Annotated in this window: 17 protein-coding genes; 10 read left to right on the top strand and 7 right to left on the bottom strand. The window is 72.4% G+C overall.

Features of this window, described 5'->3' with window-relative positions; genetic code table 11:
* Positions 1 to 92 precede the first annotated feature (92 nt).
* Positions 93 to 941 (bottom strand): alpha/beta hydrolase, encoded by an 849-nt coding sequence (locus tag ACWGPE_RS04805; protein WP_275506429.1) that lies wholly within the window; start codon positions 939 to 941, stop codon positions 93 to 95.
* A gap of 149 nt (positions 942 to 1,090) precedes the next feature.
* On the opposite strand from ACWGPE_RS04805, the gene ACWGPE_RS04800 reads away from it, so the two are divergent.
* Positions 1,091 to 1,672 carry a TetR/AcrR family transcriptional regulator gene (locus ACWGPE_RS04800; protein WP_231431833.1) on the top strand — a complete coding sequence of 194 codons (582 nt, stop codon included), beginning with the start codon at positions 1,091 to 1,093 and terminating at the stop codon, positions 1,670 to 1,672.
* A 67-nt stretch (positions 1,673 to 1,739) separates the two neighbouring features.
* Complete coding sequence (locus tag ACWGPE_RS04795; RefSeq protein WP_231431832.1) at positions 1,740 to 2,342, top strand: class I SAM-dependent methyltransferase; 603 nt, start codon at positions 1,740 to 1,742, stop codon at positions 2,340 to 2,342.
* Here ACWGPE_RS04795 and ACWGPE_RS04790 read toward each other — a convergent pair.
* Positions 2,302 to 3,069 (bottom strand): EI24 domain-containing protein, encoded by a 768-nt coding sequence (locus tag ACWGPE_RS04790; RefSeq protein WP_376930369.1) that lies wholly within the window; start codon positions 3,067 to 3,069, stop codon positions 2,302 to 2,304. The two genes, ACWGPE_RS04795 and ACWGPE_RS04790, sit on opposite strands and share 41 nt — an antisense overlap.
* 123 nt (positions 3,070 to 3,192) lie before the next feature.
* On the opposite strand from ACWGPE_RS04790, the gene ACWGPE_RS04785 reads away from it, so the two are divergent.
* A complete protein-coding gene (locus ACWGPE_RS04785) occupies positions 3,193 to 3,621 on the top strand; it encodes a hypothetical protein (protein ID WP_452048255.1) in 429 nt (142 codons plus the stop codon).
* A gap of 13 nt (positions 3,622 to 3,634) precedes the next feature.
* Complete coding sequence (locus tag ACWGPE_RS04780; RefSeq protein ID WP_275506432.1) at positions 3,635 to 4,465, top strand: alpha/beta fold hydrolase; 831 nt, start codon at positions 3,635 to 3,637, stop codon at positions 4,463 to 4,465.
* On the opposite strand, the gene ACWGPE_RS04775 is transcribed toward ACWGPE_RS04780, so the two are convergent.
* Both ACWGPE_RS04775 and ACWGPE_RS04770 read right to left on the bottom strand, forming a co-directional pair.
* Positions 4,462 to 5,538 (bottom strand): trans-sulfuration enzyme family protein, encoded by a 1,077-nt coding sequence (locus tag ACWGPE_RS04775; RefSeq protein WP_452048254.1) that lies wholly within the window; start codon positions 5,536 to 5,538, stop codon positions 4,462 to 4,464. The genes ACWGPE_RS04780 and ACWGPE_RS04775 overlap by 4 nt on opposite strands.
* Before the next feature lie 9 nt (positions 5,539 to 5,547).
* On the bottom strand, positions 5,548 to 6,444 hold the full coding sequence (locus ACWGPE_RS04770; protein WP_452048253.1) for a transposase: 897 nt from the start codon (positions 6,442 to 6,444) through the stop codon (positions 5,548 to 5,550).
* Positions 6,445 to 6,499: 55 nt separating this feature from the next.
* On the opposite strand from ACWGPE_RS04770, the gene ACWGPE_RS04765 reads away from it, so the two are divergent.
* Positions 6,500 to 7,195, top strand: a complete 696-nt coding sequence (locus ACWGPE_RS04765) for an NAD-dependent deacylase (protein ID WP_452048252.1) — start codon at positions 6,500 to 6,502, stop codon at positions 7,193 to 7,195.
* Between the two features lie 63 nt (positions 7,196 to 7,258).
* On the opposite strand, the gene ACWGPE_RS04760 is transcribed toward ACWGPE_RS04765, so the two are convergent.
* Entirely contained in the window at positions 7,259 to 7,750 is a 492-nt protein-coding gene (locus ACWGPE_RS04760) for an NUDIX domain-containing protein (protein ID WP_231431825.1), read from the bottom strand.
* Between the two features lie 66 nt (positions 7,751 to 7,816).
* Between ACWGPE_RS04760 and ACWGPE_RS04755 the strand changes: the two genes are divergently transcribed.
* From ACWGPE_RS04755 to ACWGPE_RS04735, 5 genes are all read left to right on the top strand, one after another.
* The gene (locus tag ACWGPE_RS04755; RefSeq protein WP_231431824.1) at positions 7,817 to 8,455 is read left to right on the top strand and encodes an NAD(P)H-binding protein; all 639 of its coding nucleotides are present in this window, start codon (positions 7,817 to 7,819) and stop codon (positions 8,453 to 8,455) included.
* A gap of 226 nt (positions 8,456 to 8,681) precedes the next feature.
* A complete protein-coding gene (locus tag ACWGPE_RS04750) occupies positions 8,682 to 9,725 on the top strand; it encodes a GNAT family N-acetyltransferase (RefSeq protein WP_275506434.1) in 1,044 nt (347 codons plus the stop codon).
* 67 nt (positions 9,726 to 9,792) lie between these two features.
* Positions 9,793 to 10,023, top strand: a complete 231-nt coding sequence (locus ACWGPE_RS04745; RefSeq protein ID WP_452048251.1) for a hypothetical protein — start codon at positions 9,793 to 9,795, stop codon at positions 10,021 to 10,023.
* Positions 10,024 to 10,184: 161 nt separating this feature from the next.
* The gene (locus ACWGPE_RS04740; RefSeq protein ID WP_231431821.1) at positions 10,185 to 10,487 is read left to right on the top strand and encodes a DUF1540 domain-containing protein; all 303 of its coding nucleotides are present in this window, start codon (positions 10,185 to 10,187) and stop codon (positions 10,485 to 10,487) included.
* Between the two features lie 101 nt (positions 10,488 to 10,588).
* Positions 10,589 to 11,071, top strand: coding sequence for a helix-turn-helix domain-containing protein (locus ACWGPE_RS04735; protein ID WP_452048250.1), 483 nt, complete (start codon positions 10,589 to 10,591; stop codon positions 11,069 to 11,071).
* Here the strand turns inward: ACWGPE_RS04735 and ACWGPE_RS04730 are convergent.
* Positions 11,053 to 11,682, bottom strand: coding sequence for a ClpP family protease (locus ACWGPE_RS04730; RefSeq protein WP_452048249.1), 630 nt, complete (start codon positions 11,680 to 11,682; stop codon positions 11,053 to 11,055). The two genes, ACWGPE_RS04735 and ACWGPE_RS04730, sit on opposite strands and share 19 nt — an antisense overlap.
* Entirely contained in the window at positions 11,679 to 12,299 is a 621-nt protein-coding gene (locus ACWGPE_RS04725) for a ClpP family protease (protein ID WP_452048248.1), read from the bottom strand. The genes ACWGPE_RS04730 and ACWGPE_RS04725 overlap by 4 nt, the downstream gene beginning before the upstream one ends.
* Between the last annotated feature and the right edge of the window lie 283 nt (positions 12,300 to 12,582).

Genomic DNA, 12,582 nt, shown 5'->3' with positions numbered 1-12,582 from the left:
TGCAGGCACCGTCGGTGCGAGCGTCGTCGAACACGGCGAAGGCGCGGACCCATGCGGGTCCGCGCCTTCCGCGCGACGTGCGGGCTGTTCGGTCAGGCGACCTGCCCCTGCGTCGCCTGCGCGTGCTCGGTCGCCCAGTTCAGCGCGAACTCGGCGACCTCCTCCCAGCCGTCCTGGCTGACGATGCGGTGCGTGCGGCCCGCGAACTCGCGGTACTCCACGACCGACGGGCTGCCGGTCTGCGTGTACTTCTTGACGATCGCCCGGCCGATCGCCGGCGGCACGACGTGGTCGATCTCGCCGGTGATGACGAGCAGCGGGGCGCGGTCGGGCTTCGCGTAGTCGACGTGGGTCACGCCGCCCTTCTCGTTGATCGTCGAGGCGACGCCCTCGAAGAAGACGCGGTTGTACGAGTTCACCGCGAACTCCTCCCACAGGCGGTCGGATGCCTCGCGGGCGAGGTCGTTGCCGAAGGTGAAGTGGAAGTGGGCCTTCGAGAGGGGCTTCGCGCCGTTGCGGTCGAACGGGTTCGCGAGGATCGGGAAGCCGGTGCGGAGGGTCGATGCCGGCAGCGTCGTGATGCCGGCGGCCTGCCCGGGCTCGACGCCCACGTAGGCGGCGCCGAGGCCGCGGTCGGCGAGCATCTGGGTGATCACGCCGCCGAAGGAGTGGCCCATGATGATCGGCTTCTCGGGGAGGGCGCGGATGATGCGCTCGTAGTGGTCGGCGATCTGCTTCAGGCCGATGCCCTTCAGCGCCTCGGGGTTCGAGCGGATGTCGGCGACGTCGCGGTCGTCGATGCCGGGCCACCCCGGGACGATGACCTCGTGGCCGCGGGCCCGGAAGTACTCGGCCCAGGTGTCCCAGCTCTTCGGGGTCATCCAGAGTCCGTGGACGAGGACGATGGTGGCCTTGCTGTCGTTCGCGCCGGTGGTGTTCATGGTTCCTGCTCCTTCTGGTGGGCGATCGGTGACCGCTTCGCGATCTGTGAAGTAGAACGATCGTTCTATCTCTTTGTATTCCCAGAATGTACGCCCACGGCGGAATGGATGTCAAGCAAAAAGAGAAAGATCGTTCTATCATTTTTGATATGGCCGCACGAACCACTTCCACGGGCGCCTCCGCAGCGCGCGAACGACTGCTGCAGACCGCGTCGGAGCTCTTCTACCGCGAGGGCATCCACGCGGTCGGCGTCGACCGCATCATCGCCGAGGCGGGCGTCACCCGCGCGACGTTCTACCGTCACTTCCCGAGCAAGGAGGATCTCGTCGAGGCCTACCTCGGCGTCGAGGACGCGAACATCCGAGGAGCGTTCGACGCGGCGGAGGCGTCGGGAGCCGAGCCGGGGCAGCTCGTCGGACTCGTGATCGAGGGGCTCGCCGACGACGTCGCACGGCATCACACGCGCGGTTGCCCGTTCATCAACGCCGCGGCCGAGTACCCCGACCCCGAGAGCGGCGTGCGGCGCGCCGTCGCCGAGCACCGCGAGTGGTTCCGGTCCGAACTCGAGAAGGTGCTCGGCGCCGCCGAGGCCGACGACCCAGGGGCGACGGCCGGTCAACTCGTGCTGCTGCGCGACGCGGCGATGGTCGGCGGCTACCTCGACGGGTGGGAGCGAGTCCGTCCCTCGTTCATCGCCGCGGCGACGCGCACCGCCGGTCTCGATCGCTGACTCCCCGAGGCATCCCCCGCTTCGCGAGGTCGATGACAGCGTCGCCGAAGCGCGGTAGCGTGCCGGAATGACCTCAGCCCGACCGGTCGATCGCGACGCGATCGACGACCTCGAGCGCGAACTGCTCGGCCGCGTGCGCGGGCGCGTGCTCGAGATCGGTGCGGGCGAGGGCGAGAACTTCGGGGCGTTCGACCTCGATGTCGAGTGGATCGGCTTGGAGCCCGACGCCGACCGTCGCGCGGAGCTCGCGACGCGGGCGCGCGAGTGGCGTCACACCGCCGAGCCGCTCGGCGCGGTCGCCGAGGCGATTCCGCTGCCCGACCACTCGGTCGACGCCGTCGTCGGCACCTACGTGCTCTGCTCGGTGGCCGATCAGGCCGCCGCGCTCGCCGAGGTGCGACGGGTGCTCGTGCCCGGCGGCCTGGTGGTCTTCGTCGACCACGTCGCCGCGCCGCCCCGAACGCTGAAGCGGGCGGTGCAGCGCGTCGCGACGCCGATCTCCAAGCGGTGGTGCCACGGCTGCCATTGGGATCGCGAGACCGAGCGAGCGCTCCTCGACGCGGGGTTCATCGGCACCGACGTGCGACGGATGCGCGCGAAGTCGCTGCCGTTCGGCCCCGTGCCGATCCTCATGTTCGAGGGGCGTGCGCCGGATCGAACGACGACGTAACCCCGTCGAGCGCCGCCCGCGCGAGCATCGTCGACCCGGCCACCGCGGCCGGCATCGTGAACACCGCCCCGAGCGGCACCATGAAGCAGAGCTGGGTCGCGACGCCGAAGCCGAACATGGCCCCGCGATGCCCGCGCAGCAGCCTGCGGCGGTCGGCCCCGTGCAGGTCCCGCGCCGCGAAGGCGCGCGACACGAGCTCGGCGGCGAGCAGCCGTCCGGAGAGCACGACGCCCAGCACCGGGCCGACGACCGCGCCGACGAGCGGCACGAAGCCCACGAGCCCGACGCCGATCGCGATGAGCGCGCCGAACCCGATGAGCGCGAGGGAGTCGCCGACCGCGCGCCAGAACCCCGCGCCCTGCTCGGGAACGGGGCCGCCGAGGTCGGTCTCGACCGCGCGCCAGATGCGTTCGTAGAACGGGTCGCCGACCGCGAGCGTGACGGCCGTGAACGTGACCGCGGCCAGCACCACGGCTGCCGCGAAGACGACCGTGCCGAGCACGCCCCGCACGATGCCCGGCCAGGGGTCGACCCAGTCGTCGGCGAACGGCGTGAGCCAGTCGGTGATGGACGGCAGTCCGAATCCGAGGCCGACGAGCCCGGCGACGACCACGACGAACACGATCGCGGCGGGAATCAGACCGAGGAACATGATGCCCGGCCGCTTCGACCAGAACGCGAAGCCGCGCGCGAGCATCCGCACGCCCGAGAGGAATCCGCCGATCACCCGCCCAGCCTAGGCGTGCGCCTCGGCCCCTCCCGAGCCATTGCGCACGCCGTCGGATCCTGCAAGACTCGCGCGACAGGTGCCGGCGAGTCGAAGCGAGGTCGCATGTCCCATCCGTGGCGGGTGCGTACGCGAGATGCCGCCCGCCGATGCGCCGGGGCGGCCGCGGTGCTGTCGGCGCTCGCGGTGCTCGCCGGATGCACGCCCTCGGTGAACGACCTGCCCGTGTTCGACCGCGAACAGCGGTCGAGCGACCTGCCGCCCGCGTTCGTGGACTTCCAGGACACGATCGATCGCGAAACGGTCCGTCGGGTCGGGGAAGACTCCATCGGCACCGTCTACTACGCTGCCGAGGATTCGCAGGATCGGACCACGTGCCTGATCATCCTGAGCGAGACCGACTGGTCGTCCGGGTGCGGGGGACTGCCCGTGAAGGTCAGCATCTCGTCGGGCCTCACCGCCACCCTCGAACCCGCCGCGGTCGCCGGCGACGAGCAGGTCGGCGACGTCGTCTCCGTCGAACTGCCTCCGGTGCGGGCCGACGGTCGTTGACGACATGACGCGCATGGTCACCGAACACGAGGTCGGGCTCGACGACGGGCGCGTCCTGCATGCCTACGACTCGGGGGCGGATGCCTCGGCGAGACTCACCCTCATGTGGCACCACGGCTCGCCCCAGACCGGGGCGCCGCTCGGCGCGGTGCTCGCAGCGGCGACGGCGCGAGGCATCCGGCTCATCTCGTACGGACGGCCGGGCTACGGGGGCTCTACGCCCAACCCGGGGCGCGACGTCGCATCGGCCGCAACCGACGCGGTCGCGGTCGCCGACGCGCTCGGCGTCGAGGGCTTCGCTGCCATGGGCGCCTCGGGTGGCGGCCCGCACGCCCTCGCCGGGGCTGCGCTCGCACCCGATCGCGTGATCGGCGTCGTCACGCTCGCCGGCGTCGCGCCCTACACCGAGGCCTTCGACTGGTTCGGCGGCATGCGGGCGCCCGGGGCGCTCCGCGCCGCCCGCGCGGGCCGGGCCGCCCGGGCGGCGTTCGCCGAGACCGACGAGTTCGACCCCGACGTCTTCCTGCCGGTCGACCTCGCCGCGCTCGAGGGGACGTGGGCCGATCTCGGTTCCGATTCGGCTCGAGCCGGGCGCGACGGCCCCGACGGGCTCGTCGACGACGATGTCGCCTTCGCGAAGCCGTGGGGTTTCGAACTCGAGCGGGTGGCGGCGCCCGTGCTGCTCGTGCAGGGCGAGGGCGATCGCATCGTGCCGCGCACGCATGCGGCGTGGATGCTCGGCCGCCTGCCGAACGCCTCGCTGTGGATGCGCCTTGACGACGGGCACGTCTCCGTGCTCGACACGGTGCCCGACGCGATGGACTGGCTGCTCGAGCGGCTCTAGGCGATCGCGTCGAGCGCGCCCGCGAGGTCGCGCCAGAGGTCGTCGACCTGCTCGATGCCGACCGACAGCCGCACGAGCCCGTCGGGAATGGTGGGCTGCTCGGCCGGCCAGCGCCGGCGACGCTCGAACGTCGACTCGACCCCGCCGAGGCTCGTCGCGTGCACCCACAGTCTCGTGCGCCCGACGAGCGCATCGGCCGGCGCGGCGCCGCCGCGCACGACGATCGAGACGACCGCGCCGAAACCCGGGTAGCGCACCTCCTCGAGCGCGGCGTGGCCGTCGAGGCGACGCACGAGCTCCTGCGCGTTCGCCTGCGCGCGCTCGAGTCGCACGGCGAGCGTCCGCATCCCGCGCAGCGCGAGGTATGCCTCGAGCGGCGCGGGGACGGCCCCGGCGAGCGTGCGCCGCTGCAGGATCGAGTCGGCGCGCTCGTCGGACGCGGTCACCACGGCCCCCATCAGCACGTCGCTGTGGCCCGAGAGGTACTTCGTCGCCGAGTGCACCACGAGGTCGGCGCCGAGCGCGAGCGGACGCTGGAGCAGGGGCGTCGCGAACGTGTTGTCGACGGCGACGAGCGCCCCGTGCAGGTGCGCGGCGGCCGAGATCGCGGCGATGTCCGCGACCTCGAGGGCCGGGTTCGTCGGCGTCTCGAACCACACGAGCGCCGACCCCTCGCTCGCCGCGGCCACCGCAGCCGTGTCGGCGATGTCGACGAACTCGACACGCAGGCGCCCCTGGCCCGCGCGTTCCTCGAGCAGGGCGACCGTGCCCGTGTACGAGTGCCGCGGCGCCACGACGAGTCCTCCCGGCTCGACGAGGTCGAGCACGGCCGAGATCGCGGCCATGCCGGAGGAGAACGACACGCACCGCCCGCCCTCGAGCGCGCCGAGGACGTCCTCGAACGCCGTCCAGCTCGGGTTGCCGTAGCGCCCGTACTCGAGGTCGCCGCCGGCGACGTACGTCGAGGTCAGGTGCACCGGCACGTTCATCGGCGCGTCAGGCGCATGCGCGGGGCGACCGGCGACGACGGCGAGGGTGTCGGGATGGAGTTCTGAGTGGGCGGCCTCGTGCATGCCGAAAGGCTAGTCGAGCGCGTCGCGCGCCGCGGCGGCCTCGTCACGTGCCGACTCGGCGACCCGCGCCGCCCGGTCGCGATCGCGCGCGAGCCTCCGCCGCTCACGACCGCCCTCGGCGAGACGCTCCTCGAGACCGCGCAGCTCCTCGTCGAGCTCGTCGCGCCGGGCGGTGTCGGCGTCGATGCGCTCGTCGAGCGCCGCGAGTTCGCTCTCGAGGTCGTCGAGGGCGGCGGATGCCTCGGCGGCGTGCTCCTCGGCGGCTGATGCCGCGCGCTCGCGTTCCCGGCGCTCCTGCTGCTCGCGTTCCTCCTGCTCACGGGCGGCGTCGGCGGCGTCGGCCTCGGTGCGCCCGGCCGCCTTCGAGCGTGCGGACCGCTTCGCCGGCCTCGCCCCGTCCGGTCCGCCCGCCACAGCGCCGTCGAGGTCCACGTCGACGCCCACCGCTTCGAGGCTGCGCACGAGCCGACCGCTGCGGACGGCGTCGGCGGCCGAGGCATCCGCCATGCCGGCTTGCAGCGTCTGGGCGAGTTCGTCGAGCACGGGCTGGCGCACCGGGGCGCCGAGCTCCTCGGCGAGTCCGCCCGCCTCCTGCGCGAGGGCCGAGACGAGTCGGCGCCGTTCCTTCGCGAAGCGGGCGAGCGCCGCCGCGTCGAACCCGTCCTGCGCCTCGCGCAGCTCGTCGCCGAGCTCGAACAGCGCCTCGACCTCGTCGGCGCGGTGTCGCACGAGCTGGTTCGCGAGCCAGGCCGTGGGGGAGGGGCGCCGCAGCGCCGCCACGGCGTCGGCGAGCTCGCGATCGTCGTCGCGCAGCTCGCGAGCGCGGGCGTTGCGGGCGGCCGTGAACTCCTCGGGGCGGAGCGCGTACAGCGCTCCCGCCTCGTCGATGAGCGCATCGGCCGGCATACGGCCATCCTGCAAGATCGTGCGCGATTCCGACAGCCCGTGGTCTCATGGAGGCATGCGGGTCGTCGTGCTGACCGGGGCCGGCATCTCGGCCGAGAGCGGGGTGCCCACCTTCCGCGATGCCGGCGGCCTGTGGGAGGGGCACCGGGTCGAGGACGTCGCGACGCCCGAGGCCTTCGAGCGCGACCCCGAGACCGTGCAGCGCTTCTACGACGCGAGGCGGCACGCGGTCGCGCTCGCCGAGCCGAACCCGGCGCACCGGGCGCTCGCCCGCCTCGAGGAGGCGCTCGGCGACGACCTGCTCGTGGTCACCCAGAACATCGACGACCTGCACGAGCAGGCGGGCTCGCAGCGGGTGCTGCACATGCACGGCGAGCTGGCGCTCGCGCGTTGCACCGGATGCGGGACACGGTCGCCGGTGCCCGGCGACCTCGTCGGCCGGCCGGCCTGCCCGTCGTGCGGCGAGCGGATGCTTCGCCCCGACGTCGTCTGGTTCGGCGAGATGCCCTACGGCCTCGACGAGATCGAGGCGGCGCTCGCCGCGTGCCGCGTGTTCGCCGCGATCGGAACATCGGGCGCCGTGTACCCGGCGGCCGGCTTCGTCGTCACCGCGGCCGAGCACGGTGCGCAGACGGTCGAGCTCAATCTCGCGTCGAGCGAGATCACCCCGCTGTTCGACGCCGTACGGCACGGGCCCGCGAGCGAAGTCGTGCCCGAGTGGTGCGACGAGGTGCACCGGTCGGTCGGGTAGTACGACGCGCGTCTCGCGACACCCGCCCCGAAGCGTCCACGGTCTCGAGACGACGCCGCGCGCCTACTCGACCGACCGGGGCGGCGACGCCGCGAGCCGCGTCTCGAGCGCGGCGAGCACCTGCACCTGCCCTTTGGTCACGAGCGTCCGTGCCTCGTCGATCGCCACCCAGCGCGCGTCATCGACCTCGGGGAACGCCTGCACGCGGCCCGAGCGGGGCGGCCACTCGAGCTCGAACGTGTTGCTCGCGACGACGGCGACGTCGAAGTCGGGAGCCTCGCCCGTGAACACGCGGATCAGCTTGCCCGATGCGTAGCGGAACTCGCCGAGGTCGGCGTAGTCGAGCTCGGGTGGCGCGACGCCGATCTCCTCGCCGAACTCGCGCCGGGCGGCGAGCAGCGGGTGCTCGGCCACGGCCTCGTACTCGCCCTTCGGCACCGTCCACGCGCCTTCGTGCTTGCGCGCCCAGAACGGGCCGCCCATGTGCGCGATGAAGACCTCGACACCCGCACCGAGGTCGCGATGCAGCAGCAGCCCCGCACTCGTCACCGGCATGATCGCGCACCTTGCACGGTCGTACCCGACGGGTAGCGTGGATCGGGACACGCGAAGGAGTCGCCCATGGCACGCATCGTACTCATCGGCGGTCACGGCAGGGTCGCCCTGCACCTCGAACGCCTGCTCGCCGAGCGCGGCGACGAGGTCGACGCCGTCATCCGCAACCCGGAGCACGCCGACGACGTCGCAGCGACCGGCGCGACGCCCGTCGTGGCCGACATCGAGACCCTCGACGTCGACGGCCTGACCGCGCTGCTGCGCGGGCACGACGCCGTCGTCTGGTCGGCGGGTGCGGGCGGCGGCGATCCGCGGCGCACGTACGCGGTCGATCGCGACGCCGCGCTGCGCTCGATGGCCGCGGCCGACGCCGCCGGTGTGCGCAGGTACGTGATGGTCTCGTACTTCCGGTCGCCCGATCACTCGGTGCCCGCGGGCGACTCCTTCCACGCCTACGCGGAGGCGAAGGCCGCGGCCGACGAGCACCTCGCGACGACGACGCTCGACTGGACCATTCTCGGGCCGAGCCGGCTCACCGACGGCGACGGCACGGGCGGCATCGACGCCGAGGCGTCCGAGAGCCTGACCGTCGACCGGGCCGACGTCGCAGCGGTCGCGGCCGCCGTGCTCCTCGAGCCCGCGACGATTCGTCGCACGATCCGCTTCAATGCCGGCGCGACGCCGATCGCCGAAGCCGTCCGCTGAGCGCGGCGCCGGTGACGACCGCGCGACTACTGCTGGCGCGGTCGGCGCACGAGCGCCCAGAGCGCGGCGAGCAACCCGATTCCGCCGACCACCGCAATCGCTCCGAGCACCGACCACAGCATCTGTTCGACCGACATCGCCCACCTCCGAGTCCAGTGGCACCCATTCTGCTCCCGCAGGCGACCGGAACTCCAGCGTCGGCCGCGGTTCGTGCGAGGATCTGGGCATGTCCGCCTCTGAGCTTCCGCTGTCGCGTCGTGTCGGCCCCTCGCCCGAGCCGCAACGGCCGGCTCACCCCGACATCGACACCTGGCGCCCCGCAACGGTGGGCGACGTCGACGAACTGCTCGCGTTCCACGCCGACGTCGCGAGGGCCGACCACCCCGAGTGGATCGAGACGCGCGACGAGGTGATGGAGGCGTTCGAGGTCTCGCACATCGACCCTGCTCGCGACACCATGCTCGGTATCGACCGTGGCGGGCGCATCCTCGCCTCGGGCTCCGTCGTCGTGCCGACCGGACGAGAGACGCTCATCCGCGCGATCGCGTTCGGCGCCGTGCGCCCGGAGGCGCGCGCCCGCGGGATCGGCCGGGCGCTGCTCGGCTGGCAGCTCGAGCGGGCGCGCGAACGACTCGCAGCGTTCGACGACGCGCTGCCGGGTTGGATCATCGCCTACGCCGAGCAACGGGCACCCGATGCGGGCGCGCTGCTCGAACGGGCCGGCTTGCCGCAGCGCCGTCACTTCTTCACGCTCGGCCGCGACGTCTCGCTTCCGATCGAGTCGATCGCGCCGCGTACCGACGACGTCGATCTCGTGCCGTGGGCGGCCGAGTGGACCGAGTCGACCCGCCTCGCCCGCAACGAGGCCTTCGCCGACCACTGGGGCAGCCAGTCGACCGCACCGGAGACGTGGAGCCGTATCGTCGGCGGCGAGCAGTTCGCGCCGTCGCTCTCGTTCGTCGCCGTCGAGCACGGCGCGGCCGGCGACCGCGTCGTCGGGTTCGTGCTCGCGCTCCGCAACGAGGGAGACTGGGCGGGCCAGGGCTTCAGCTCGTCGTACGTGCAGCTCGTCGGGGTGGTCCGCGAGCGGCGCGGGCGCGGCATCGCGCAGGGACTGCTGGCCCGGCATCTCGAAGCATGCCGCGACGAGGGGCTCGACCAGTCCATCCTCGACGTCGACGCCGAGAGCCCGACCGGGGCGCTCGGGCTCTACGAGGGGCTCGGCTACGTGGTCGCCAACACGCACCACAGCCACGTGCTCGAGTACTGAACCCGCGCGGTGCATCCGTCAAGCCGTTGACGGATGCCTCGCAGCCGCGCAGGCTCGAATCGACGACGTGAACTCGACGAGCGGAGGCGGCATCATGACCGACGAGCGACGACCGGGGCCGACCCCGCGCGACCCCGACGACACGACCGGCGCAGAAGAGCGGCTCGATCGCGAGGGCGAACCCGCCGAGGCGCCCGACGGACCCGAGCGCGGCACCCACGCCAACGACGTCGAGGCAGACAACCCGGTCGAGGAGGACACGATCGAGACGATCGATCCCGACAACGCGCCCGCCTGAACATCGCCGGATCGCCGCCCGTTCGGAGCTGATAGGTAAGGCAATCCTCAGAAGAAAGTCCGACTGATCTGCGGAAAATCGGCCCGCAGGTGCTGCGGTCGAGCGGGTGGCGGGGCTACCATCCGAACACAGCAGAGTCGCAACCGCCTCAGGAGGTCACCATGAGCATGACGCTCGACGAGATGCCCGCGGTCGCCGAGTGTTCGGTGGCCGGTTGCTCCTACAACGACCACTCGCACTGCCACGCGGCAGCCGTCACGATCGCCGGCTCGCCCGGCGACGCCGAGTGCGTCACCTTCATCCCGCTCGGCTCCAAGGGCGGGCTCGACAAGGTGCTCACGCACGTCGGAGCATGCCAGCGCTCGGAGTGCATCCACAACTCGAAGCTCGAATGCACCGCAGCCGCGGTGCGCATCGGCGCCGGCCACGACGACGCCGACTGCCTCACCTACGAAGTCGCCTGAGACCACCTGCCGAACGGGCCGTTCCGCGCATGCGGAGCGGCCCGTTCTGCTGTGAGCGGATCGCCCTGTCGTCGCGTACCGGCCGCGGTTAGCCTCGGGGCATGGGCAAGGTCGTCGAGTTCCCAACGGTCCCGCGCAGGTCGAAGCCGCTCTGGCGCGACGTGCTCGGCGAGGTGCTGCGAGGCGAGCGGCTCGCCCAGGAGCGGATCCTCACCGAGGTGGCGGCCTCGGCCGGCGTCTCACCGCAGTATCTCTCCGAGATCGAGCGCGGCCGCAAAGAGCCGTCGAGCGAGGTGCTCGGCGCCGTCGCCGAGGCGCTCGGGCTCGAGCTCTTCGAGGTCGCGCACCGGGTGGGCGAGGTGCTCGGCGCCCGCCACGAGGCCGAACGGCTGGAGGCCGAGCGGCGCGAGCGCCTCGACCACGAGCGCGCGCTCGCGTTCCGCGCCGACGCGCCGGCGAGGCATCCCGCCGTCGACATCGGCACCGTGCTGGTGCTCGACCTCGACGAGGCCTCGGGCGCGATCGCCGACGGCGGCGCGACCGTCGCCGCGCCGCGCGGCGGCGTCTACCTGCTCGCCGCGTAGGCGGCCGCGCCGGCGCCGACCGGCACCCGTGCCGTCAGCACGTGGTCGGCGAGCCCGTACTCGACGGCCGCCGCCGCGGGCAGGATGAGGTCGCGGTCGGTGTCGTGCCGCAGGGTCGCCACGTCGTGCCCGGTGTCGACGGCGAGGGCCGCCTCGAGCTCGGCGCGCACTCGCACGACCTCGTCGGCGTGGATGATGAGGTCGGGGATCGTGCCGCGGCCCTGCGTCGAGGGCTGGTGCAGCACGACCCGGCCGTGCGGCAGGATCGCACGCTGCCCCTTCGCCCCGCCGGCGAGCAGTACCGCCGCCGGCCCGCCCGCCTGGCCGACGCACGTCGTCGCGACATCCGGCCGGATGTGCTGCATCGTGTCGTAGACCGCGAGCGCCGCGCCGGGCGAACCGCCGGGGGAGTTGAGGTAGAGGCTGATCGGGGTGTCGTTCGACTCCGACGCGAGGTGCAGGAACTGCGCGATGAGCACGTTCGCGACGCCGTCGTCGATCTCGGTACCGAGGTAGACGATGCGCTCAGAGAGCAGGCGGCTGTAGACGTCGAGCGAGCGCTCGCTGTTGCCCCGACGTTCGACGACGTAGGGGATCGTGTAGCTGGTCATGCGGGTACTCGCAATCCGGTCTGGGGCCGCACAGCCCTCGGGAACATCTCGTCGAAGCCGTCGACGACGCGGTCGATGAAGCCGTAGTCGACCGCCTCGTCGGCCGTGTACCAGCGGTCGCGCAGCGAGTCCTCGGCGATCTTCGCGATGGGCTGGCCGGTGTTCTCCGCGGTGATGCCGAGCACGGTGTCCCGGGTGTAACGAAGGTCGTCGGCCTGCAGCTCGACGTCGACCGCCGTGCCGCCGATGCCGGCCGAGCCCTGGTGCATGAGGATGCGCGCATGCGGCAGGGCGAAGCGCTTGCCCGGGGTACCGGCGCTCAGCAGGAACTGGCCGGCGCTCGCCGCGATGCCGTACGCGATCGTCGCGACGTCGTTCGGGATCGAGCGCATGAGGTCGGAGATCGCCAGCATGGCCGACACCGAGCCCCCGGGCGAGTTGATCCAGAACCGGATGTCGCGGCGGGGGTCGTCGCCGGCGAGGGTGACGAGCTGCGCGCAGAGGCGGTTGCCGCCCTGCTGGTCGAGCTCGTCGCCGAGCACGATGATGCGTTCATGGAAGAGCCGGGCGGTGAGCTCGGCGTCGATCGGCTGGATCGCCGGGGTCTGTTCGCTCATGAACCCAGCCTGCGCGGCGTCGGCGCACGGTGGGGCGGATGCTGCCGAGAGCAGTGCTGCTCTCGGCGGAGAGAATCCACTTGCTCCTCGGCTCTCGAGCTCAGGAGAGCTCTCGAGCTCAGGAGCGAGGCGCGGCGCGCTCCTCGCGACACGCTCCTCACTCCGCGCTCCTCGTTCCTCGTTCCTCGTTCCTCGTTCCTCGTTCCTCGTTCCTCGTTCCTCGCTGGCCCGCCAGGTGGCGGGGCCTCATTGGGAAGACGTGTGGAGTTGTGGACTTGTGTCC

It is taken from the genome of Agromyces sp. NPDC055658 (assembly GCF_053618155.1).
This window is presented reverse-complemented; position numbering and strand designations above follow the sequence as displayed.